Source organism: Methylomonas sp. PHL2-19 (genome assembly GCF_059331595.1).
Genome location: NZ_CP196839.1, coordinates 4325743 through 4349625 on the forward strand (window position 1 = coordinate 4325743; position 23883 = coordinate 4349625).

19 protein-coding genes and 2 pseudogenes are annotated in these 23883 nt (G+C 53.1%); 12 read left to right on the forward strand and 9 right to left on the reverse strand.

Annotation, left to right across the window (positions count from 1 at the left end; translation table 11 throughout):
- Positions 1-31 precede the first annotated feature (31 nt).
- The 8 genes from ACR02O_RS19925 to ACR02O_RS19960 all read right to left on the reverse strand — a co-directional run bounded on the left by ACR02O_RS19925 (position 32) and on the right by ACR02O_RS19960 (position 11041).
- On the reverse strand, positions 32-448 hold the full coding sequence (locus ACR02O_RS19925; RefSeq protein ID WP_225893035.1) for a hypothetical protein: 417 nt from the start codon (positions 446-448) through the stop codon (positions 32-34).
- A 272-nt stretch (positions 449-720) separates the two neighbouring features.
- Complete coding sequence (locus ACR02O_RS19930) at positions 721-1521, reverse strand: 4'-phosphopantetheinyl transferase family protein (RefSeq protein WP_240348225.1); 801 nt, start codon at positions 1519-1521, stop codon at positions 721-723.
- Positions 1522-1523: 2 nt separating this feature from the next.
- Entirely contained in the window at positions 1524-2732 is a 1209-nt protein-coding gene (locus ACR02O_RS19935; RefSeq protein ID WP_101051813.1) for a Wadjet anti-phage system protein JetD domain-containing protein, read from the reverse strand.
- Positions 2729-6106, reverse strand: coding sequence for an ATP-binding protein (locus ACR02O_RS19940; protein WP_494522282.1), 3378 nt, complete (start codon positions 6104-6106; stop codon positions 2729-2731). Before ACR02O_RS19940 ends, ACR02O_RS19935 begins: the two co-directional genes overlap by 4 nt.
- Before the next feature lie 175 nt (positions 6107-6281).
- Positions 6282-6914 carry a DUF4194 domain-containing protein gene (locus tag ACR02O_RS19945; protein ID WP_458138115.1) on the reverse strand — a complete coding sequence of 211 codons (633 nt, stop codon included), beginning with the start codon at positions 6912-6914 and terminating at the stop codon, positions 6282-6284.
- A 264-nt stretch (positions 6915-7178) separates the two neighbouring features.
- Positions 7179-7775, reverse strand: a complete 597-nt coding sequence (locus tag ACR02O_RS19950; protein WP_494522283.1) for an SH3 domain-containing protein — start codon at positions 7773-7775, stop codon at positions 7179-7181.
- A gap of 2 nt (positions 7776-7777) precedes the next feature.
- Positions 7778-8893 carry an N-acetylmuramidase family protein gene (locus ACR02O_RS19955; protein ID WP_458138116.1) on the reverse strand — a complete coding sequence of 372 codons (1116 nt, stop codon included), beginning with the start codon at positions 8891-8893 and terminating at the stop codon, positions 7778-7780.
- A gap of 720 nt (positions 8894-9613) precedes the next feature.
- Positions 9614-11041, reverse strand: coding sequence for a DUF3375 domain-containing protein (locus ACR02O_RS19960; RefSeq protein WP_458138117.1), 1428 nt, complete (start codon positions 11039-11041; stop codon positions 9614-9616).
- 266 nt (positions 11042-11307) lie between these two features.
- Here ACR02O_RS19960 and ACR02O_RS19965 point away from each other — a divergent pair, with 266 nt between their 5' ends.
- The 8 genes and pseudogenes from ACR02O_RS19965 to ACR02O_RS20000 all read left to right on the forward strand — a co-directional run.
- A complete protein-coding gene (locus ACR02O_RS19965; protein WP_033158862.1) occupies positions 11308-13044 on the forward strand; it encodes an acetolactate synthase 3 large subunit in 1737 nt (578 codons plus the stop codon).
- Positions 13045-13536, forward strand: coding sequence for an acetolactate synthase small subunit (gene ilvN / locus ACR02O_RS19970; RefSeq protein WP_101051816.1), 492 nt, complete (start codon positions 13045-13047; stop codon positions 13534-13536). It abuts the gene before it with no gap.
- A 32-nt stretch (positions 13537-13568) separates the two neighbouring features.
- Positions 13569-14585 carry a ketol-acid reductoisomerase gene (gene ilvC / locus ACR02O_RS19975; protein ID WP_033158860.1) on the forward strand — a complete coding sequence of 339 codons (1017 nt, stop codon included), beginning with the start codon at positions 13569-13571 and terminating at the stop codon, positions 14583-14585.
- A gap of 66 nt (positions 14586-14651) precedes the next feature.
- Positions 14652-15431, forward strand: coding sequence for an outer membrane protein OmpK (locus tag ACR02O_RS19980; protein ID WP_458138119.1), 780 nt, complete (start codon positions 14652-14654; stop codon positions 15429-15431).
- 122 nt (positions 15432-15553) lie between these two features.
- Entirely contained in the window at positions 15554-15994 is a 441-nt protein-coding gene (locus ACR02O_RS19985; protein WP_458138120.1) for a DUF6678 family protein, read from the forward strand.
- A gap of 242 nt (positions 15995-16236) precedes the next feature.
- Complete coding sequence (gene pssA / locus ACR02O_RS19990) at positions 16237-16977, forward strand: CDP-diacylglycerol--serine O-phosphatidyltransferase (protein ID WP_033158857.1); 741 nt, start codon at positions 16237-16239, stop codon at positions 16975-16977.
- 3 nt (positions 16978-16980) lie between these two features.
- Positions 16981-17805: a CHAD domain-containing protein gene (locus ACR02O_RS19995; RefSeq protein ID WP_458138121.1), complete on the forward strand. Its 825-nt coding sequence runs from the start codon at positions 16981-16983 to the stop codon at positions 17803-17805.
- A gap of 129 nt (positions 17806-17934) precedes the next feature.
- Positions 17935-18436: pseudogene (locus ACR02O_RS20000) on the forward strand (IS5 family transposase); the annotation flags it as partial.
- Positions 18437-18485: 49 nt separating this feature from the next.
- On the opposite strand, the gene ACR02O_RS20005 reads toward ACR02O_RS20000, so the two are convergent.
- Positions 18486-19301: a capsular polysaccharide synthesis protein gene (locus ACR02O_RS20005; RefSeq protein WP_458138122.1), complete on the reverse strand. Its 816-nt coding sequence runs from the start codon at positions 19299-19301 to the stop codon at positions 18486-18488.
- A gap of 417 nt (positions 19302-19718) precedes the next feature.
- Here ACR02O_RS20005 and ACR02O_RS20010 point away from each other — a divergent pair, with 417 nt between their 5' ends.
- From ACR02O_RS20010 to ACR02O_RS20025, 4 genes and pseudogenes are all read left to right on the forward strand, one after another.
- Positions 19719-21263 (forward strand): 2-isopropylmalate synthase, encoded by a 1545-nt coding sequence (locus ACR02O_RS20010; RefSeq protein ID WP_033158855.1) that lies wholly within the window; start codon positions 19719-19721, stop codon positions 21261-21263.
- Positions 21264-21276: 13 nt separating this feature from the next.
- On the forward strand, positions 21277-22083 hold the full coding sequence (locus tag ACR02O_RS20015; protein WP_494522284.1) for a uracil-DNA glycosylase: 807 nt from the start codon (positions 21277-21279) through the stop codon (positions 22081-22083).
- 4 nt (positions 22084-22087) lie between these two features.
- Positions 22088-22642, forward strand: a complete 555-nt coding sequence (rimI, locus tag ACR02O_RS20020; RefSeq protein ID WP_458138124.1) for a ribosomal protein S18-alanine N-acetyltransferase — start codon at positions 22088-22090, stop codon at positions 22640-22642.
- Between the two features lie 136 nt (positions 22643-22778).
- A pseudogene (locus ACR02O_RS20025) lies at positions 22779-23820 on the forward strand (IS481 family transposase).
- The last annotated feature ends 63 nt before the right edge of the window (positions 23821-23883 follow it).

The window sequence follows — 23883 nt, forward strand, 5'->3', positions numbered from 1 at the left end:
TGGCGTTTCCTTCGATAAACTCAGTTATCGATTAATTGATCGCATAGTGTTCACGCACCACCAGCGCCTCCGCCAATGCCAAATGCCCGGCTGCATTAAACAATATGCGCTGCTCGGTGAAAAATTCTGCAGCGGCATCAATGGTGTCCATTATCACCGCGACCACAAAACGCTCAGCGTGAGTGGATGCCACCATTTTTTCCGGTACGGCACATTCTATCCGCAAAGTCTGCGAGGTTTTATCGAACGAATGCAAACGCAAACCCTCGAAATCAGCCCTCTCCTGGCGGCTGGGTAATAGAAATATCAAGTCCAGGATCGGCGTCCGTTTTTGTATCGGCTCATCACGAAATCTTGCCAAATCAACGGCAATTTTCGTAATAGCTTTGGCGATGACACTCTCGTCAAGCGCACGGTCCGGCATCATGGATGCAATGTGTATAGTCATATCAACCTCACTAAATAGTCCGTTTTTTAGTCTACTCAGCAAATCCCGTTCCAAGTTACTAATTGACAGCAACAAAGCCGGCAAACCGCTTTTAGTGAGCAATCCGGCGCCCTGTGTGGCTCAACAAAGGCAATTATTCAGAGGGGCGCGTTAATAACAGGAAGAGATATTTGTTACAAAACCCACATAGCCGGCAAATGCAACCACATAGACGGGACAAACCACAAAGGGTTTTCGATCGCTGCAAGCCGATTGCGAGGCTTCAGTAAGCCTCAATCGGCTTGCAGCAACAACCGCCGCAAAGCATAGCACCGGGCCGGCGTAACCAATGCCGCGCAGTTGTTGCCGACTCGGTTCTGCAATACTCCAGAGCCGTCATCACCGCCAAATCCGGACTCTAATTCAGGAGCCAAACTCAAGCCACCGCCGGAACACGAAACGCTAAGGGCCGAATTAACAGCAGCAACACTCAATTCGTGAACCAGCCACGCACTGGCCGAACCATACTCGTCGGGAATAGTTCGCAACTGCCCACCCGCCTCCACTGCAAACTCGCATTGCTCCAAGCCCAAAGCAATTCCGCGACCGACTGCTTTGACAAAGGCCTCTTTCTTGGTCCATAACCGATAAAATGCGTCCGCCTGCCACTCCACCGGCAGTTCGCACCAATCTTGATACTCCCGCACGGAAAAGCAACGCTGCGCCAAATTTTCAAAATTGCGCCGCAGCTTAACCGTCTCCACATCAATTCCAATGTCAGCAAAATTAGCGATGGCTATTAACAATAAATCAGCAGTATGCGAGATATTGAATTGTAAAGGCTCATCAATCAAACCCGGCTTGCCGTAGGGGCCGGACACGAATTTTAACGTCGCCGGATCGGCCGCCAAATAGCCGGCCAGCGTTTCTCTCAACATGCCGCGCGTGGCAACGTAGCGATCACGTAAGGTTGGAAGCTTGATCGCTTGCGCCTTCAACATTTCGTCGTCCGATAATCGCGACGCCAATCGCGCTAATGTGTCGGCAGATACGCTCAATCTGCCTTGCCAAACATCCACGAAATACGCACTCACCGCTACGCGCCCTCGCCGCCAGCCGTTAGCAAATCCAGCGCCGCCAGCCGTTCCGACAGTAGCGCAAAGCTGACATACTCCTGTTCCAGGCGCAGCCCACGGCCATAACGATGATCCCGCAACACGTCGTATAGCGCCGCCTCGTCCACTGTCAAATAAGCCAATTCGGCGTTAATCGGGCTAGCTTCTTCGACCCATTGCGAGCGATGCGCGATTAAAGTGGCCTCGTCCATCAGCAAGGATTGGGCTTGCGGAAAATGCTGGCGAAACTGGCTGAGGATAGCGAAGCCGTGGGTGTCGATGTCACCCCAATAGTGAATTTCCTTATCCTTCAACCATTCGGCTTGCGCCAAGGCATCGAACCCGTAGCCTCTGCCGAAGATCACCATGCTATCGGCAAACGGCGGAAACGCCAGGCCGTTGATGTCGTTTTCGGTGACGAATACCCGCTTGACCTGCAAATTCAAAGTCGCGAATTCCCCGGCGGTCACCGTCAGATCGCTCAAGCCGGCAATCCGCAGCCGGCTATCCAGTAAGCGGAAACGAATCGTCGCCGGCTTCGCCAAAAAGCCGTAGCGCAACTCGAAGCCGGCGACGCCGGTTTGCGTAGCATCGATCGCCGCGGCCGGCAACAGCAAATCCAGCCATTCGCCAAGCAACTTCTTGCGGCTTTCGATGAATTTGCTGTCGATACGGGGCAGGCTGGTTTGGCGTAGATAAATGCCTGGCCGAGGATGTTTTACGACCCAGCCAGCCACGCTCAACAATTTTTGCCATTCGTCGGCGTGCTCCAAGACACGTAACGGATATTTCAATAACCAAGGCCGCAGGGCGGCGAAATCGTCAACCAGCGATGCCGCCAATTGCCCGAAAACCGCCAATTCCTTGGCTTTTTTCAAATACGCCGCCGCGTCGTCCGGCTTGTCGAAAACCACCGCCGCCGGCAAACGGTTGCGCCCCGACAGCCGATGATTGATGTCGCGCCATTCGACGGCAAAATGCTTGGCGTCAACGGCCAACCAAGGCTCCACCCAAACCTGTACGGCGGTGAAATCGGCGGCCAGTTGCGCCGGGCTGGGTGGTTTTAACGGAATCCGCAGCGGAAACAATCCGCTGGGCGCCAAGCTTTCCGTCAGGATTTGCCCGCGCTGCCAGCGTTTGTCCAGTTCGCCGCGCAACTCGGCCGGCGAGGTCCAGGCCGGCTTGCTCATCCGCCGCGTGCCGCGCGTTCGGCACGATACTCTTCGATGCTCAAATTGCGCAGCTTGGACGCACGTCCTTCCTCGTTATGCACGAAGCCGACCGCCGCGATGTAGGGCTCGATGATGTGAATTTTCTGCAGCGGCGTGACGATCAGCAATTGCAGATTGAGCTTTTCGAACAGCCGTAAGCCGTATTGCGCCGATTCGTCGGAGCCGCGGCCGAAGGCCTCGTCGATCACCACGAAGCGGAAGGAACGCGAACGCACCGCGCCCCATTCCAAACCAAACTGATAAGCCAGACTGGCGGCCAGTATCGTGTAGGCCAGTTTTTCCTTCTGGCCGCCGGATTTACCGCCGGAGTCGGAATAATGCTCGTGTTCGCTGCCGTCTTCCCGCCAGCGCTCGCTGGCGCCGAAATTGAACCAATTGCGTACGTCGGTAACCTTGGCTGTCCAGCGCCGGTCTTGCTCGGCCTGGCCCTCGCGGCCGCGAAAACGCTCGATGATTTTTTTGACTTCCAGAAACTTGTTTTCCGAATATTGCTCGTCGTCGGAACCGGTCAGCGCGCCCTCGGTGCAGGCGCGTAACTCGCTTTGAAAGTCGCGCACGTCGGCGTCCGGCGTCGGTTGCGCTTCCAGCACGATGAAGCGGTTGGTGTTGTAGTCGATCTGAGTCAAGGACTCGTTGATCAGGGCGATGCGCTCCTTGATGGTTTCCCGCTCGCGGGCCAGTTGCGACTGGAAGTTAGCGACCTCGCGGATGGTGTTTTCGTTGAGCAATTCCTTGAAGCGAGCCTCGAAGCGCGGCAAGTCGTCGCTTTGTAAACCTTCCAGCATGGTTTGATATTCGTGGGCAGCGGCGATGCCGACGTCGACTTCCTGGGTTTCCAACGGGAAGGCCGCGCAATAGCCGCGCATCGCGTCGATGATCTTGTCGCGCAAATAATTGAGTTTTTTGGTCTCGTTTTCGATTTTGGTCTGCAACCAATCGCGCATCTCACGTTCGCGGTTGTCGCAGGATTCCACCGTGACTTGCCGCTCGGCCAGCACTTCGCCGCGCAGCGCTTCCAAAGTAGGATATTGCGCGGCGTGTGCGTCGCCGGCTTCGCTAAGAATGTCGGCGGTCTGCGTCAACAACGCTTCGGCGGCCTGTTTGCGTTGTTCGGTAGCGCCGATTTCCTTGATTTTGTCATTCAGCGCGTGCTCAGTATCGGCCAAAGCACGTTGCAGCGTTTCCAGCCGCTCCGTCAGTTGCTTGAGCAGATCGGACGCCGCTTCCAGCTCGCGTTTCTCGTGTTCCAGCCGAGCAATCTCCGTAGCCAAAGGTTGCCAGTCCAGTTCGCGGAAATCGCGGTATTCGCCCAGCTTGGTCAAGGTTTCCAATTGCGCCTTGACCGCCTTTTGCGCTTTATCGATGTCGGCCAAGCGACGAGCTGAATCGGCTAGCTGCTTTTCCAGCAGCTTGGCCTTGTTCTCCAACGCGGCGATCTTGGCGGCGTTGCTCCAGCCCAGCACGTAGCGGCTGCGGTCGTCGAGGCGGTGGCGGTCGTCTTTTTCGTGGCGCTCGCCGGGCGCCTTGATTTGGCCGGCGCGGGTGATGGCTTTTTGCTCGCGGCGGAATTGCTCCTGGGTCGCGCAGCAGGCCACGTCGAAGCGGTGGGCGATTTCCCGCTCCAACCAATCGTAAAACGCCGAATCGGGTTTGATCGCCAATTTGCGCGCCAACGAATCGCGGTGTAGTTCCGGCAGCTCGCCGCGCTGGTTCGGCCTGACCCGGAAGTAGACCAGGCGGCCACGCAAATGGGTTTGCTCCACCCAGTCGGCCACCGCCGCGTAATGCGCATCCGGCACCAGCAGCGACAAACCGAAATTGCGCAGCAAGCGTTCGGCGGCGCCTTCCCAATCCTTGTCCTCGTCGCGCACCTGGATCAATTCGCCGGCGAACGGCATCTCGTCCTCGGCCAGATTCAGCGCCCGGCACAGCGCCTGGCGCATTTTGATTTGGGCGTCTTCGATGTTGCTGCGCCGCGCCTTCAGGCTAATCAGCTCGTTTTGTAAGTCCTGGTGCTCGCTACGGCCTTGGGCGAAGGCCACGCCAATTTCGCTGGCCTGGTTTTGCAAATCGGCTTCGCGAGCAGTGGCGCTTTCCCGCAGTTCCGCGAAACGCATTTGCTGGGCCAGAAAGGCTTCGGCGTCTGCCGGTGCCGGCAAATCCAAGCTTTGCAGCAACTGTTGGTAACGGCCGGATTTGTCGCGGCGGCGCGCCAACTCGTCCTGCAAACGCTCGATTTCCAATCCCAATTGCGCGATGCGGTCGCCGCCGTTGGCGGCAATATTGCGCTGCAATTCGCGCTCTTCGAGTTGCTGTTGCCGCTTGCGCTGGTTCAGCCGCTCGAGTTGGGCGTTCTGCTTGGCCAATTCCTCGTCCAAACCGGCCAGCCGTTTTTCCAGCAAGCCGCGCTTGAGGCCGGCGAAAAACGGCCGCAAGGCTTCGCGGCAGGCACGCAGGGTTTCGGCTTGCTCGTTGAGTTGCGTGTGGCGCTGGCAATCGGCAACCAGCGGCGTTAACAGGCTCATCTGCCGCTTGGCCTTCAAAACCGCGTCGTGGGCGCGGTTCAGGTCGTCGAAATGGTTGATGAGCGCGGTGATGCGCGGCGCGACTTCTGAGGGTTCCAGCATGTGGCTGCGCACGAAATCGGTCAGATTGCCGACCGATTTCATCGATACGGTTTGATGGAACAATTCCAGCGCCTGCTCGTTGTCGATGCCGAAGCGGCGGCGAAACCAGGCACCGTAGGGCGGAAAACTGTCGTGCAAATCGGCGCCAAGGCCGCGCAACTTTTTACGCAATTGGCCTATGTCGCTGCCGAAATCGGAAAAATCGCGGGCGATACTCAAGTCGCGTTCGCAACCGGCGTACAGCCGCGCCGGCTGGCCCTGGCGGTCGGCGATCCAGAACACCTGCGCGATAGTCACGGTCTGGTCGTAGCCGGCGTTGTGGAATACGCCCAAGATCACCGAATAACTGTTGTCGCCGCGCAAGGCCACCGGTTTGGCGCTGCCGCTGACCTCGTTGCGCTCGGATTTGTAATGGCCCAGCACGTAGGATCGCAGGCTGCGCTCCTTGGCATCCGCGCCGGCGGCTTTGTTGTAGGCGATACGGTGAGCCGGCACCAATAAAGTGGTCACCGCATCGACCAGCGTCGATTTGCCGGAACCGATGTCGCCGGTCAACAGCGCGTTGCGGCCGTTCAAATTCAAGACCCAAACCCGGCCGTCGAAAGTTCCCCAGTTATAGACTTCCAGGCGTTGCAAGCGAAAGCCGGACAAGGCGTCATCGTCGACGAAGTCCAGGGAGAATTGCAGGTCGTTAGTGGCGGTCATGGCGCGGCGGAATTTTGGTCAAGACGCTGTAAAACGGAATGGACGTACTCCCTCCCTGCGCGAATGCCGCTTAGGTTAAGGAGCCTCCCTCTTTGCAAAAGAGGGGGACAAACCACGATATACCTAACGGTATTGTCCCGACGAGAAAGAGCGGCGGGGATCAATCTACGAACAATCACTCTCCGCCTTCCCCGCCGCTAACTAACTGCGTTTGATACTCCGCCAGCCGGGCGTCGAATTCCGACAGCCATTGAGCATCGACGAAAGCTTTCAATATCCGCCTGACTTCGTAATTGGCCGACTGCCCGGAAGCCGCCTTGAGTTTGCGCAAGAAACCCAGTTCGACCACCTTGTTGATATGAGTTTCGATCTGATCGATCAGCCGCGCCTCGTTGCTGCGTGGCGGCAAAAACACCCGGATCAACTCGACGATATCCTCGCGCGACAAGACCAACCGAGTCTCGCCGCCACCGCGGTCGAACTCGGCCAAACGCTTGCGCAGCAAGGCCAACAGCAGGCTGACTGGAAACGACAACGGCCGCCGCGCGATCAAACGCGGCAACTTGGCGACCGCTTCGTCGTCTTCGGCATCCGCCTGCCGCGAACGCAAAAACGCATAACTCTCGGCCTCATCCAACACCAACTCCAAACCCAACACCGCCACGTAATCCCGCACCCTGGCTTGCAGATTCAGCAAGGCATTCCAAAGGCCGCCGTCGGTTTCCTGGTAGATCACGCCTTTCAATAACGGAATGACCAAGGCCGACAGGTCGTATTGCGGCGCCATCTCTAGGTCGGTTTCCGTCATGTTTATCTCGTATTGATTGAGCAGGCGTTGAATTGCGCGTATTTTAGGGCAAAACTAAAACCAACAGAGATAATCTGCTGATGCCACTATCCATGACCAACTGGACTGGAAAAACGGAATTTTACGCGCTTAACAAACAAAACCCCATGAATCTTCAGACGGGTTTTTCAACCGGCTGTAAACGGGTATGGCTGCTTTGACCATATTTAAATGTTTATGGCCGGATAGCAAAACCCGCCTCGTAGAGGGGAATCTTGCCTACGACTATTGACCTGACTTAAATACGGCTAAATCACTGTTACTGATCCAGCCGCGGATCATTTTCTTTGTCCCTGGGTACTCAACCTGCAGCCAGTCTCCCTCGGCACCCACCACGCCAACAACATCCCCTTTCACCAAATAAGACTTGAGCTTGGCATCAGCCTTAGGTTCGGAATGGAAGTAAGTCTTGGGACTCGATATGACCCTCAACTCTGTCCATTGAGTTTCCGTCACCTTATCGTAATTCAGGCCTTGTTCGATGGCCGGTGGCAACAGCATTCCGCATCCTGGATGTTCGTTACCGTGCTCCACCTTCAAATTGACTCCGGCGGCTTGGATGCGGAGTTCGCCGGGAAAGTGATCGACATTCCATGTCGTCAGCGAGGCCGAATCTCCATTTGATTGTCCACGCAGGTAAAAGCTGCAGGTTTTGCTCACGCCTTCCCCTTGCTCTTCACGATAGTAACCGGTAATTTGGCCGTCCGGCGCCACCGCCACGCGGAGTTGCTCATAAACACCCGAGTGAAATTGGTTGGTTTCGACGGCTCCGACTTCGGTCGCCATCAATATTGCCATGATGAAACCAAAACGATTAAACATGATCAGCTTCCCCCGTGGCGCTTGTAGGCTTGTTCAAGCAAAACATCATAATTTCCATAATCCTCTCCGTTATATAAGGTCGCAATGGTCGCGAATTTCTTGTCTTTAAGGGCTTGTAAGCGAGCAGGTTTGGCCTTGCACCAGCCAACGAAAGCATCGAGTTGCCCGCGTTCGCCCGCTTTCATGGATGTGACAAAGTCCTCAACTTTGCTAAAGCCGCAATCTTTGAAGTTGAAGCCCATTACTTGAAACATACCCCACGAACAAGCCTGCAACGCGGCGTCGGAATCCAAGGCGATGGCGTCGTTGAGGGTTTTCCAGGCGGTTTCCTGATCCTTATTATTGGCTTGCCACTCCGGCCCCGCTTTCTTGACATATTTGTAAGACAGCATGGGATGCGTTTGGTCGTATTTCTTATTCGTCAATTTCCTAAACCAATGCCCTTCGAAGGCAATGACCGGTAGGCCGGCGGGGCCGAATCCGCTTTTCCCGCCCGACTCCACTTCGGCAAAGGCCTTGACCATGGCCAGGGTAATGCCGTTACCCAGAGCCGCCAACGCGGCCTGAAAATCCGCATCGGTCAACTTGGAAAATGAACCGCCACTATTGACGGCCGCTTTGAGACGGTGAAGCTTTCCGGCCGCAGCGCGCTCCCGCAAGGACAAATAGCTATCAACAACCGCGCGGTGCGCTGTACCGGGCTCTTGCGTTTGCTGGCTGGCAGGCGGCCTTTTAAATTCCAAGAATTCCAATAATCCGGCGACCTCACCACTGGGACCGCACCAAGAACCTCCGGCCAGATAGGGGCGCGACGATTTGTTCAGATCGGTACGTTTAGGCCGTAGCGTCCGCGCCTTTTCGACCAAGGCGTGGAGAGTTCTACCCGCCGGATCGACGCGCCCGTCGGCATGAGGATATCTAAGCTCGTTGCGCTGAAAGCGGCGAATTTCCATGATCAAATCAGTGGAACAACGCCCGGCTTCCGGAAACGGCCGGCGAATGACGCTGTTGCAGATATTGAATAGATATTCGACGATTAGGACGTCCTTGGGATCGTTGGCTGCGCCTTCTCCCACAGATGCCTTCAAAAGGTTTTCTTTCGTACTTCTTCGCTTCATTATTTCTCCTTGCGAGTTAATGGGTGAACTATCGATCTTGTATTTAGATTGCCCGCCTTGATGCCCCCGTTCCAGCTAAATTTAAATTTACACGCTACCACTGCCCTTAATCAGTGTTTCACCGCCAAGACCAGCAATCCAGGTGTCCATGCGCCGGCTGCTCTGCGGAAGGATTCGTCACCGCGGCTGTTACTATTCAATCCAGCCAAGCTAGCGCGTGCACAACATAGTCCTTGCCGTGAGCATAACGCCCATGCACGTCAAACCGCACGAAGCAAGCCGGAGCACCATCGACAGCATGCTCCAAGTTAAACCCCAAACTCCTGCCGGTTTCATCGCGGCAGCGGTAAGCAAGGATTCGAGTTGGCCAAAATAGAGGAAGGTGTCGGCGGAAACACTGACATCGAACCTACCGGGATGGTTTTCCAGCTAGTGACAGAGTTCCGCGTCCGCCAGATCATCGTACAGAGTTCGCCGACTCGTTTCAGCATGCCTGCGGAGAGTTCGACGCGGACTAGATGACTGCAAACCGCCTTGGAGGCTGCGGCGAAGAACTTCTCAATTTGGCCCTTTACCGCCGCTCAAGCCGGCAACCAGGACATTTGTGTCTACAACCACTCTAATTGCCAGCATGTAGCACCCACCTATCCTAGCATAGGCCTAAATTTTGGAAAGATTTCCGCCCCCCGTATTCGATAAGAACATCCTGTGCCGCTCGCGTCACCTGACAAAAATCACCCTCGGCAAGCGCGCCTGTTTGCTCACTTCCCGCCCTTCACCGTCCGTCGTTTGCCAAACGATGACGTCTTCGGCGGTTTCGTCGACGGTGGTGTTGAAGCTGTCCCCGCCCAGTTGCAGATAGGCGACCAGTTCCGCCAGACCGTGTTGCAAGGGGCGGCTACGGCAGAGTTCGGCCAGGGTGATTTGCGTTTTGTCTTGCAGGACGTGGCGGATGTGGCGGGCCAGTTGCGCCTTGTCGATGACGATTTGCGAGAATAGCGCGGCGGCGTCCAGGTCGCCGTCGCCGGTTTCCGGGACGATGCTATCGATTCGCGGTTTGACGGCCGGGATGTGCAGCGGCCGCTCCATCGGCAATTCGATGTCGGCGGCGGCTTCGGCGATAGCCATCACTTCGCCGGCCGGTTGGCTTTCGCGAAGGCTTAGCGCTTTGGCCTCGATGCCGTGCAGGATTTCCATGATGCGGCGGTTTTCCAGCCAGACTTGGTCGTCGAGGAAACGGCGCAATTGCCGGCTGAGTTCCGCGACGGTGCGCTGGGTATGTTCGCCGGCTTCCAGCCAGTCGTAATGCACCCGACGCAAGCGGGCTTCGGGGCGCAGTTCTGCCACCGGTTGCAAGGCCAGCACTTTTTCCAGCAAGGCCGATAATTCTTCCTGGCGGCGGCTGGACATCAGAAAATCCCAAAAGGCGCGGAAACTGCGGCCTTGGTCGGAATCGGCGATGGCGTCGCGTTCGCCCATGATGTCTTGCAGCAATTCGCCCTTGCCGCCTTCCCACAAGGCGATGCGCTCGCGCACCCGCCGGTCCAGCCCGCGAAAGTTGTGCTCGACCTCGCGAAAGTCGCCGAGCAGTTCGCGGGCCAGCGCGGTGAATTGCAGAAAGCGGTCTTTCAATGCGGTGTCGTCCAGCAAGGTCAGTTCGCCGGCTTCGGCTCTGGCGATTTCGGCGTCAATGTCGGCGCGGCGCTTACGCAGATCGGCGATGCGGGTCTCGGGATCGGTCTCGCTGCCTGCGCTGATTTGCTTGAGCAGTTCGAACAAGGTTAATAAGCGCGACTCGGTGCCGACGAAGCTGCGTTCGGTCAAGCTACTCAACCAGGCGATGGCTCTTTCGGTGGGCGGAGTCAGGTCGAAATAGGGTTCGTCCGAGCCTTGGCGATAGAATTTGCGCAGCCAGCCCTTGTCGTTGCCGGCCCAATCATTGAGATAGTCCAGCGCCGATTTCGGAAAGATGTCGTTACCAAACTGTTCACGCAAACCGAATAATTCGTCTTCCAAGGCCTCGGCAAGATCGGCCTGGGCAATCAAGCGCTGGTTTGGGATGACAAACACCCGGTTCAAAAAGCCGGCAACTAGTGGCGCATGCGGCGAATTAAGTAGCCGCCATGCCGGATGATTTTGTTTGAGCAAATCGAGAGTACGGTAATCCAGTTTGAATATCCTTTATGTGCTCGCCACTCGTTGGCATGGCTTAAACTTTAAAACAACGCAGCTGTCCCGCTCCGGCAATTGTAAATTTGCGCGAATTTCCAACGGAAAAACCCATCTGTAGGCAAGAAAACCCAAGTGAAATCCTTGGTTTTCCTTGACGAAAAGGGTCAAAAACAGTAGCTTATCCAACCTTTTTTGTAAAATCTGCATTTCCCCCGATCGATTAGTTTTTTGAGGACGTAAAATTGGAACTCAGTGGCGGACATATTCTTGTCCAATGTCTTAAAGATGAAGGTGTCGAATTTGTATTTGGCTATCCGGGTGGCTCTGTTTTGCACATCTATGATGCCATTTTCCATCAAGACGAAGTGAAACATATCCTGGTCCGCCACGAACAAGCGGCGGCCCACGCGGCTGACGCCTATGCGCGCGCCACCGGCAAACCGGGCGTGGTGCTGGTCACCTCGGGCCCAGGCGCGACGAATGCCGTCACCGGCATTGCCACCGCGTATATGGATTCTATCCCGATGGTGATCATCTCGGGCCAAGTGCCGTCGCCGGTAATAGGCAGCGATGCGTTCCAGGAAGTCGATACGGTGGGCATTACTCGGCCCTGCGTTAAGCACAACTTCCTGGTCAAGGATGTCAACGATTTGGCCGAAACCATGAAGAAGGCCTTTTACGTGGCAACCACCGGCCGCCCCGGCCCGGTATTGGTCGACGTGCCGAAAGACATAACCGATCCAAACATCAAGGTGCCTTATAAGTACCCGAAAAAGATCAGCATGCGTTCTTATAACCCGGTGGTAAGCGGCCACAAGGGCCAGATCAAACGCGCGGTAGATATATTGTTAACCGCGCAGCGGCCGATGATTTATTCCGGCGGCGGCGTGATTCTTGGTGAAGCCCATAAAGAACTAACCGAACTGACCCAATTGCTGGGTTACCCGATCACCAACACCTTGATGGGTTTGGGCGGCTATCCGGCCACCGACAAACAGTTCGTCGGCATGCTGGGTATGCACGGTACTTACGAAGCCAATATGGCGATGCATGAGAGTGACGTCATTCTGGCGGTCGGCGCGCGCTTCGACGACCGAGTTACCGGCAAACTGGCTGAGTTTTGCCCGTACGCCAAGATTATCCATATCGACGTTGATCCCGCCTCGATTTCCAAAACCGTTAAAGTCGACGTGCCGATTGTCGGCGAAGTCAAACCGGTGTTGGAGCAAATGATAGAACTGATCAAAGACAGCAAAACCAAGCCGTCGAAGTCAGCGCTTGAATCCTGGTGGCAATTGATAGGCAGTTGGCGGGATGTGCATTGCCTGGATTATGACCGCACCAGCAACGTCATTAAGCCGCAATATGTCGTGGAGCAGCTGTATCAAGTCACTGGCGGCGAAGCATTCGTCACCTCCGACGTGGGCCAACATCAAATGTATGCGGCGCAGTACTACCACTTCGACAAACCTCGGCGCTGGATCAACTCTGGCGGCCTGGGCACGATGGGCTTTGGCTTGCCGGCTGCAATTGGCGTGAAACTGGCGTTTCCGGAAGCCAATGTCGCCTGTATCACCGGCGAAGCCAGCATCCAGATGTGTATCCAGGAGCTATCCACTGCCCTGCAATACAACGCGCCGGTGAAAATCATCAACCTGAACAACCGCTACATGGGCATGGTGAGGCAATGGCAGGAGTTCTCTTATCAAAGCCGGTATTCGCAGTCCTACATGGATACCATCCCCGACTTCGTTAAATTGGCAGAGGCTTACGGTCACGTCGGTATGTTGATCGAGAAACCTGAAGACGTGCGTGGCGCTCTGGAAGAAGCCTTCGCATTGAAGGATAGAACCGTATTCCTGGATTTCATCACTGATCGCACCGAAAACGTTTACCCCATGATAGAAGCAGGAAAAGGCCATCACGACATGAAATTGCGCGTCGCGCCCGGCACCCCGGTAGACAGGGAGTTGTCATAAATGAGACACATCATTTCAATCCTGATTGAAAACGAATCCGGTGCTTTGTCGCGCGTCGCGGGCTTATTTTCCGCGCGTGGCTACAACATCGAATCCTTGACCGTGGCCCCCACCGAGGATTCCAGCCTGTCGCGGATGACCTTGGTCACCAGCGGCAGCGACGAGATTATCGAGCAAATCACCAAGCAACTGAACAAGTTGATCGACGTGGTGAAATTGATCGATTTGGCGGAATCCGCACATATCGAACGCGAGCTGATGCTGGTAAAAATCAAAACCAGCCACGATACCCGCGAAGAAGTGAAACGCATGGTCGACATCTTCCGCGGCAAGATTATCGACGTCACCGCCAACAGCTACGTGGTGGAAATGACCGGCCAATCCAGCAAACTGGACGCCTTTATCCACGGCTTTGAAGAAGGCAGCATCATCGAAGTGGTGCGCTCCGGTCCGACCGGCATCTCCCGTGGCGAGAAAGGCTTACACCTGTAACATTTATTATTTACCCAGCAACGAGAAAACCTATGCAAGTTTATTACGATAAAGACGCCGACCTTTCTGTTATCAGAAGCAAAAAAGTAGCGATCATCGGCTACGGCTCACAAGGCCACGCGCACGCCAACAATCTGAAAGACTCAGGCGTTGACGTCGTCGTCGGCTTGCGCGCCAATTCAGCGTCAGTCGCCAAAGCTCAAGCCAGCGGCTTGACTGTCAAAGACGTACCGGAAGCCATCGCCGGCGCCGACGTGGTGATGATTCTGACTCCGGACGAGTTCCAATCCAAGCTGTACAAAGAAGAAATCGAACCCAACATCAAACAAGGTGCGGCGCTGGCTTTCGCTCACGGTTTTGCGATTCTATACAACCAAGTCGTGCCTCGCAAAGATCTGGACGTAATCATGATCGCCCCAAAAGCGCCTGGCCACACCGTGCGTTCCGAGTTTGTTAAAGGCGGCGGCATTCCAGATTTAATCGCGATTCATCAAGATGCGTCCGGCATGGCCAAAGCCATCTGCTTGTCTTACGCATCAGCCATCGGCGGTGGCCGTTCCGGCATCATCGAAACCACTTTCCGCGACGAAACCGAAACCGATTTGTTCGGCGAACAAGCGGTACTGTGCGGTGGCGCGGTGGAACTGGTGAAAGCCGGTTTCGAAACCCTGACCGAAGCGGGCTATCCACCGGAAATGGCGTACTTCGAGTGCCTGCACGAACTGAAATTGATCGTGGACTTGATGTACGAAGGCGGCATTGCCAACATGAACTACTCGATCTCCAACAACGCGGAATACGGCGAATACGTCACCGGCCCGAAAGTGATCAACGAAGAAAGCCGTTGGGCGATGAAACAAGCGCTGGAAGACATTCAACAAGGCAAATACGCCAAGCAATTTATCCTGGAAGGCCAAACCGGCTACCCTGAAATGACCGCCAGACGCCGCCTGAATGCCGAGCATCCTATCGAAACCGTCGGTGCTAAACTGCGGGCGATGATGCCTTGGATCAAAGCCAACCAAATCGTCGATAAAAGCAAAAACTAAGCTTATCGGCTAGGATTAAAGCCCATCTACACGATGGGCTTTTTTTTGCCCGCTGGATTTTGCCAAATGCCCGATCATACTCGCTTCAACCCGCTTTATCTCGGCATCATCACCGCAGCCTTGGCCCAGCCCTGCCCCGCTGAATTCTTGCAATGGAGTAACAGCGAGATCCAATATCTGCATGGCGGCAACTACCAGGAACCGTTCAACCCCAACAACGTCAGCCAGTCCATCATCACCGTCACGCATGCCCACGGCTGGGCTTACGGCCGCAATTTCTTCTTCATGGATACGCTGTTTACCGAATCCGGCCAAACCGCGCAAACCAATCTTTACGGCGAGGCATACAGCACCTTCAGCCTCGGTAAAGTCATCGGCTTGGATTTGTCTTACGGCATTTTCAAAGATTTCGGCGTAACCGCCGGCGTCAACCTCGGGGAAAACATGAACAGCTCGCGCAGCGGCTTTCGCGCGTGGCTTTATGGCGTGACCGTTGATTTTGACCTGCCGGGCTTCGACTATTTCAACATCGACTTTTTACGGCAGCGCGTCACCGAAACCGCCGACATCGGCACCTCCTGGCAGATTACCCCGGCGTGGAAACTGCCGTTCGAAATTGCCGGTACAAAATGGAGCTTTGAAGGCTTTGCCGACTTCATCGACCATAACCACACCGCCGCCCGCCAAGCTCTGGCGCAACCGCAACTTAGATTAGACCTCGGCGACTTATGGGGCCATAGCAACCATTTGTATATCGGCCTCGAATACCAGTATTGGCATAATAAATACGGGATTAAGGGCTTACTTGACAGGGTGCCGCAGGCGTTGGTGGTTTGGAAGTTTTGAGGTAAATGAAAATGAACAGCAGCCGTGGCAATTAATTATTTGGTTAGCATGCATATAGCACTTTATTCCACCGGACGCGGCAAACAGCGCCGCGCCGATTAACATTACGGTAGGCTAATTCGATGCGCGAACTTCCCGACGCCACGGCAACACCGCTTGGTTCTGACCGAGACAAGATCATTTTCCAAGCTAAATGCAAGTATTTTGGCGCACTTGCCAATGACACAAAGTGGAATGAATTAATCAATTACTTTCGGCAAAAGCCGGGCTGGCGGCCTTCGTATAGAAGTAAATGGATAAATGGTCATATCTCCGAATGGGATTCCGAGTGGCATTACCATCTGCCATTTCCATTTGTTGGCGTAGAGTGGTTTGATATTGGGCTGCATCAGCATAAATTCATGGGGCATTTAACGCCGCCCAGGATTATTGATCACAGCACTGAGATTGCTTCAAAACTTTCCAGCATTGGCTTTGATTATGAGGTAAAGGGGGATGTCGCACGAATCTGGGGCTATTTTCCAAAGTCATATGAAGACTTCCCGCCCCAGAAATTGGCCTAACCTTCCGGTCAACGTGACAGTCAGCGTAGCCTGGATGAAGCGCAGCGGAAATCCAGGTTGAAAATCAAACGTTATCAATAGTGGCAATACATCACCGATGTATATCGCTACGCGGCATACGGGCTACAATCTCAATAATCACAAGCCTTCTCTCATACCCACGAAACGGGCCACATTAGTTAAGCATCTGTCATATTCAGCATGTACAATGCCGCCAACTTTTCAACCTTTGTAGACACATTATGATCAAGAAGCAACCGCTTACTCGTCATCGTGGCATTTACTTATTGCCCAATCTGTTCACCACGGGCGCCATGTTTGCCGGGTTTTATGCAATCACCTCGGCAATTAACGGCCGTTTCGAAACAGCGGCGATTGCCATGTTCATTGCGATGGTACTGGATGGCTTGGACGGCCGAGTTGCCCGCCTGACTAACACCCAAAGCGAATTCGGCGTGCAGTACGACAGCTTGTCCGATATGGTTTCGTTTGGCGTTGCTCCGGCTATTGTCATGTATTTGTGGACTCTATCCACCATGGGCCAAGCAGGCTTGTTCGCCGCATTTGTGCATATGGCCGGTGGAGCGTTACGTTTGGCGCGTTTCAACACGCAAGTGGAAGTGGCCGACAAACGCTATTTTCAAGGCCTACCCAGCCCGGCAGCGGCGGCTATTTTGGCCGGTGGATTATGGTTCTGCGTGGAAAACGGTTATGACGTGGAAAACATCAAGTATCTGGTATTACTAACCACCATCACTACCGGTTTGCTAATGGTCAGCAACTTCCGTTACTCCAGCTTCAAAGAAATCGATTTTAAAAACAAGGTGCCATTCATCGTTGCCATTATCGCGATGCTGGTTATCAGCTTCATAATGGCGCAACCACAGCGAATGCTGTTCCTGCTATCGGTCGGTTATGCCATATCCGGCCCTATAGTTACCTTGGTTTTGCGCAAACGTAAGCTGCAAAGCCGTAAAAGTTAGCGGATGAAAAATACCGGCGGCAAACCGTTGCTCGACGCCTTGGAAAGACACTGGCGCCAATATCGCAAACACTTGAAAGCCTGCCGCCAAACCGCCAGCGAAGATAACGTCCACGAATTACGCATTAGCACCCGGCGCTTGCTGGCGCTGATAGAATTGCTACATGCCTTGGAGCCACAACCCACATTACTAAGCATTCGCAAAGTTTTGAAAAAGCAACTCGACGGTTTCGACGAATTGCGAGACACGCAAGTCATGCTGTTCGAGGCGGCCGGATCCATGGCGATATTGCCGGGATTAGAACCATTCCTGGCTTTTATACATCAGCGCGAGCAACATCTATTGATAAACAGCAGGGCGCATATCGTCGCTATCTATCGAACGAAGACGCGACGCAAAATCCAAAAAGCCGCCAAACGCTTTAAAACCGAGATCGCCGGTACGGATTTGAGAGTGGCGATCCAAAGCGTAGTCGACGCCATGTATGCTGAGGTTGTTGGCCGCTATCAAGCGCTTAATCCAGCTGATCTTGCCAGCTTCCATCACCTGCGTATCGCTGCCAAAAAATTCCGCTACACGTTGCTCGCCGTACCCGCTAAATTTCTTGACCTACCGATAGACTACTTGAAAAAACTGCAAAACTCTTGCACCGACATGGGGGATATTCAAAACTCCCTGGTACTACTAGATGCCTTAGACACTTTTTTTCAGCACAAGATACCGGAAGAAATTAAGCAGCATTACCAATGCAAACAGCAAGCCCTGATAGAGGCTTATACCGCCCACTTAGCTGATATTTTGGATTTCCAACGTCGCTATGCAGTTTGACGCTGTGCCAACTTCAGGAAATATCTAAAAATTTAGAAACTCTTCCTCCGAAACGGCAGTAGTCCTTAGATAGTGCCGTCACAAGATTATGAGATAATCGGACTATCTTAATAATTCTGAAGGAAAAAGATGCTAGAAGCAGCGCATCGCCGACACGATATATCGGATCGCGTTTGGCAATTATTGGAACCCCACTTGCCTGGACGCGAAGGCGCTTGGGGTGGCAAAGCGCGTGATAACCGCTTGTTTATCAATGCGGTTTTCTGGATTTTACGCACCGGCGCGACTTGCCGCCCGACTATGGCAATTGGAAAAACACCCATCGCCGTTTTTGTCGTTGGAGAGATAACAGCATTTGGGAAACGTTGTTAGAGCAACTGGTGACTGAGCCCAATTATGAATGGCTGATGATCGATGCCAGCCACATCAAGGTTCATCCGCATGCGGCGGGAGCCAAAGGCTGCAATCAGGACATGGGGCTCACAAAAGAGGGCTCAACAGTAAGAGACATTTGGCCGTAGATGCGCATGGTATGCCGGTCAGAATACTTGTTACGGCAGGTACCACAGCAGATTGTTCACAGGATTCAACCTTGATCGATGGGCTGGATGCTCTACATCTGTTGGCAGATACACATCCGCTGTGTCGCACTTTGGACGACTATCTTATGACGACACTATCTAGAAGACCTTACCTAGCAAGGATTTTGATTTTCGCATGATGTTCCTAATATTGAGCTGTTGCTTGAAGTTGTAATCCCGAAAAAACTCAATCAAATCGGGGCTTCTACTTGGCGCTTCAACAATCCCGAACGATTTTCTAAAGATTTTTGACACCAGCATATTTGAGGTCAACAACCGCGAATCTCTTAAATATTTTTTGAACAAAATACCCGAGTCTTCATTGCACAGATGAAATACCACCGCATTATGACTGACGTTATCTGCTATTTCTTCGTGCCTGGAAATTAACTTAATATTTTTACCACCGTAAATTTCGTCCAGAACCCATTCGTCCCATCTATAATATGGATAGTCTTTTCCGTGTTTTTTCAGCAAATTATTGCCGATGTCATTCCATTCAAAATAAATATTTTTTTCGTCAATTATCCGGTCCTGTTCCTGAATTATTTTCTCCAGAACTTTACATCCGGGCCTCCCTACAAAACAACCTATGCTGGAGCCGACATCCTGGCATGCATAATCATAATTCTCCGGAAAATCAATAAGCGGCTCAATTGCATCCAATGCCACCATATCGCAATCCAGCCAAATGCCACCGTATTGATAAACCAGCCGAGTCCTGATGTAATCAGCCTTATGCGCAGCTTTTCTTAATTTAAACCATTCTGGACGAAGATCGGGCAAATACTGTTGAACAGTGTTTTGGTCAAGCAGGTGCAACGTAAGATTTCCTTTCTTTTCCTTGACACTTTGAATACATAATCTTATGTATTCCGGCTGCTGGTTTTCCCAATACATCCAGATATTATTCATTTAGTCTCCTGCTGCGAAACAGTTCTTTTGGCAAACGCCTTAAATCTAGGCCCTATTCAAAATTTAAACACACCGCATACTACTTGGCAAACTTCATATATTTTAAAAAAACTGCTCCAGATTCGGCGTCAAAAGTCCGATTATCGCTAGCCAGACCGAGCCGCTTTGCCTCTGTGACACCAATGATAATATACCGAGCTTGAGCCTCAGTCGGCAATCAAGTATAGTTTCTAACCATGAACAATCAGAAAAACGAATTTCATAGTCACTTAGTGTTCATGCCAGCCATTGGCAGACAATTGTTCGGCCTGTCTTTAAGATTGCTGCCCTGAGGGGCGCACTCTATCCTCATTTAAACAATACCACCCTTTTCTGTTCCTCGGCCTCAGCGCCGAACATTTCATGAACGGAGTTCTCATGAAAGATAAATTAATTATATTCGACACAACTTTGCGCGATGGTGAGCAAAGCCCAGGCGCCTCAATGACCCGCGATGAAAAAGTCCGTATTGCCCGCGCACTGGAACGCATGAAAGTCGACGTCATCGAAGCCGGCTTTCCAGCCGCCAGCCAAGGCGATTTCGAAGCAGTGCAAGCAGTCGCCGATGCGATTAAAGACAGCACAGTTTGCGGTTTGGCGCGGGCGCTGGACAAAGACATCGACCGGGCTGGCGAAGCCTTGAAAGGCGCAAACAGCTCGCGCATCCATACCTTTATCGCGACTTCGCCGATCCATATGCAAAAGAAGTTGAATATGCAGCCGGATCAGGTCATCGAATACGCAGTTCGGGCAGTAAAGCGCGCCCGCCAGTACACCGATAACGTCGAATTCTCCCCGGAAGATGCCGGCCGTTCGGAAGAAGATTTCTTGTGCCGAATCCTGGAAGCTGTGATCGATGCCGGAGCGACGACACTTAATATCCCGGACACGGTCGGCTATAGCATGCCTCAGCAGTTCGGTGCGACTATCGCCAATTTGATCAAGCGCATCCCCAATTCCGACAAGGCTATCTTCTCAGTACATTGCCACAATGATTTGGGCTTGGCGGTTGCCAACTCCTTGTCGGCGGTGATGAACGGCGCGCGGCAGGTAGAATGCACGATCAACGGTTTGGGCGAACGCGCGGGCAATGCCTCTTTGGAGGAAGTGGTGATGGCGGTGCGCACCCGCCAGGATTTCTTCGGCTGCGATACCGGCTTGGATGCACGCGAGATTGTCACATGCTCGAAACTGGTGTCATCCATCACCGGCTTTCCGGTGCAGCCTAACAAGGCCATCGTCGGCGCCAATGCTTTTGCCCACGAATCCGGCATTCATCAAGACGGCGTATTGAAAAACCGCGAGACTTACGAAATTATGCGCGCCGAGGATGTGGGCTGGACCACCAACCGCATGGTTTTAGGCAAACATTCCGGACGCAACGCCTTCAAAACCCGAATGGCAGAGCTGGGCGTGGACTTTGCCGGCGAAGCCGATTTAAACGATGCCTTTTTCCGCTTCAAACAATTGGCCGACAAAAAGCACGATATTTTCGACGAAGACTTGCAGGCCTTAATCTCCGAGCAAGGCTTCGAAGCTGAAGACGAACACATCAAGTTAGTCGCCTTGAAAGTCTGTTCCGAAACCGGCGAAGTCCCTAACGCCACCGTCACGATACGTGTCGATGGCAAGGAAGTCACCGGCAGCGGGCAAGGCGGTGGTGCAGTGGATGCCAGCTTGAAAGCGATAGAAAGCCTAGTGAAAACCGGCGCGACTTTGGCGTTGTACTCGGTTAACAACATCACCACCGGCACGGATGCTCAGGGTGAAGTCACCGTCCGACTGGAAAATGCCGGCCGTATCGTTAACGGCTCCGGCGCTGACACCGACATCGTGATCGCCTCGGCCAAGGCTTACATTAACGCGGTTAACAAACTGCAAACGCCCGACCAACGTCAGCATCCGCAAAAAGGCGATGTCTGATTTTTGAGCCACCATGGATAACGCGACCCGCTTGCAGTACTTGGAGGCGATGGGCATTGACGTCTGGACACCTAGGCGTCTACCCATCGCAGTTCCGCAAGCGGCCGTTCATTGTGAAAGTCCAATCGAACACGTAGTACCAGCTACCCCCTTTGCAGCCCACGAAGTTGAGCCTTCCGAGCAAACGGTATCAAGCATCATCGAAACCGTTAATATCGAATTTCCGCGACATTCTGCTTCGTCGCCATCATCCCCCGCCAACGATCAAATATGGAGAGACCTGCAACACGAGGTTTCTTTATGCGAAGCCTGCTCGCTGTGTAAAACCCGCACCCAAACCGTATTCGGTGTCGGCAATAAACAAGCAAGCTGGATGCTGATTGGTGAGGCGCCCGGGCAGAATGAAGATTTACAAGGCGAACCGTTCGTCGGCAAAGCCGGCCAATTATTAACCGAAATGTTGCGGGCGATAGGCTTAAAGCGGGAAGAAGTCTATATAGCCAATATATTGAAATGCCGGCCGCCGAATAACCGTGATCCGCAAGCCGAAGAAGTCGCCGCCTGCCATCGCTTTCTGCAGCAGCAAATCGAATTGATACAACCGAAAATAATTTTGGCGGTAGGCCGGATTGCTGCGCAAAGCTTGCTAACCACCCAACAACCTCTGGCAAAATTACGCGGCGTTCAGCACCTATTACACGATATTCCGCTGATTGTCATTCATCATCCGGCTTACCTATTGCGCTCGCTACTGGAAAAGGCTAAAGCCTGGAGCGACTTGCAGTTTGCGTTGTCGGTCTATCAAAAACTAGAAAAATAAAACCATGTGGAAACTGTTACATAAACTGAAAGATGCAGTGATTTACGACGCGGACCGCGAGTTTTACGCCAAGGTGTTTCCAGACTCGGTAGATAGCAAAGACTTAATGCGGATACGCAAAATGGATCATGCTGATTTAACCAGCGTCTTGAAGATAGAAGAGTTAAATTACGAATTTCCGTGGTCGGAAGGGATATTTAAAGATTGTTTCCGCACCATGACTTACACCAGTTGGGTTTGCGAGGCGCCAGATGACAATATCGTAGGCTACTGCATCATCAATGTGGCTGCTGGCGAAGCTCACATTATGAACATCAGCGTCAACCCCACCTTTCAACGCCAGGGAGCCGGCCGCAAAATGTTGGAACACTTAATCGAATACGCCCGGCCCCGCGCTGAGAAAATATTCCTTGAGGTGCGCCCCAGTAATCCTGGCGCCATCAATTTGTATCGAAAAACCGGTTTTCGCGAAATCGGCACCCGTAAGAATTATTATCCAGCCAAAAACGGTCGCGAGGACGCGATTATGTTTGAGTTGGATCTGGTGCCTATGCTCTAGCAGGGTTATGTAGACTCACTGTCGGCCTAAATTGTATTAGTCACGACTTGATCTGACACATCGACTTGAAAAGATGAGAGTTACCGGTTTTGATAGGGGTGTCGAATCCTTACACAAAACACAAAAGGTAACTCTCATGATCCATACAAACAATCCGATCATTAAACACAAAGCGGGGCTGTTAAATTTAGCCCAAGAACTGAATAACGTCTCCAGAGCCTGCAAGGTGATGGGTGTCTCGCGCGATACGTTTTATCGTTATCAAGAGCTTGTGGCCGAAGGTGGCATTGATGCCTTAATCGACAAAAACCGCCGGTCTCCGAATCTGAAGAATCGCGTCGATGAAAGCATTGAGCTAGCAGTGAAAGCCTATGCGGTTGAGTGGCCAGCGCATGGACAGCATCGAACCAGTCATGAACTGCGTAAACAAGGGGTATTCGTATCCGGCAGCGGCGTTCGCTCCATCTGGTTACGGGCATGACCTGGAGAACTTTAAAAAGAGGCTTAAAGCACTGGAAGCCAAGGTAGCCGCCGAAGGGTTAATGCTGAGCGATGCGCAGATTGCGGCGTTGGAGAAAAAGCAGCAGGATGATCAAGCCTGCGGCGAAATCGAAACAGCCCATCCCGGTTACCTGGGTTCGCAGGATACCTTTTACGTTGGCAACCTCAAAGGGGTTGGGCGGATTTACCAGCAGACTTACGTGGACACCTACAGCAAAGTCGCTCACTGCAAACTGTACACCACCAAAACGCCGATTACTGCCGCGGACATCCTGAATGACAAAGTATTGCCGTTCTATGAAGCCAACGCATTACCCGTTCTACGCATTCTGACGGATCGCGGCACAGAATATTGTGGCAAGGTCGAACAGCATGATTATCAGCTATACCTGGCGATCAACGACATCGACCAGACCAAAACCAAGGCCATGTCGCCGCAAACCAATGGGATTTGCGAACGCTTCCACAAGACCATCTTGCAGGAGTTCTATCAGGTCACGTTCCGCAAAAAGCTCTATAGCGACCTGGATGAACTCCAAAAAGATCTGGACGAATGGCTGGTTTATTACAACAATGATCGAACTCATCAGGGCAAAATGTGCAACGGCAGAACGCCGATGGATACCTTGCTGGATGGAAAACAGATTTGGGCTCAAAAAAATCTGAACCAAATCTAATCTGACAGACACCCCGCAAAAACGGTAACTGTCAGATCAGGTCTGAGCTAATACACCTAAATT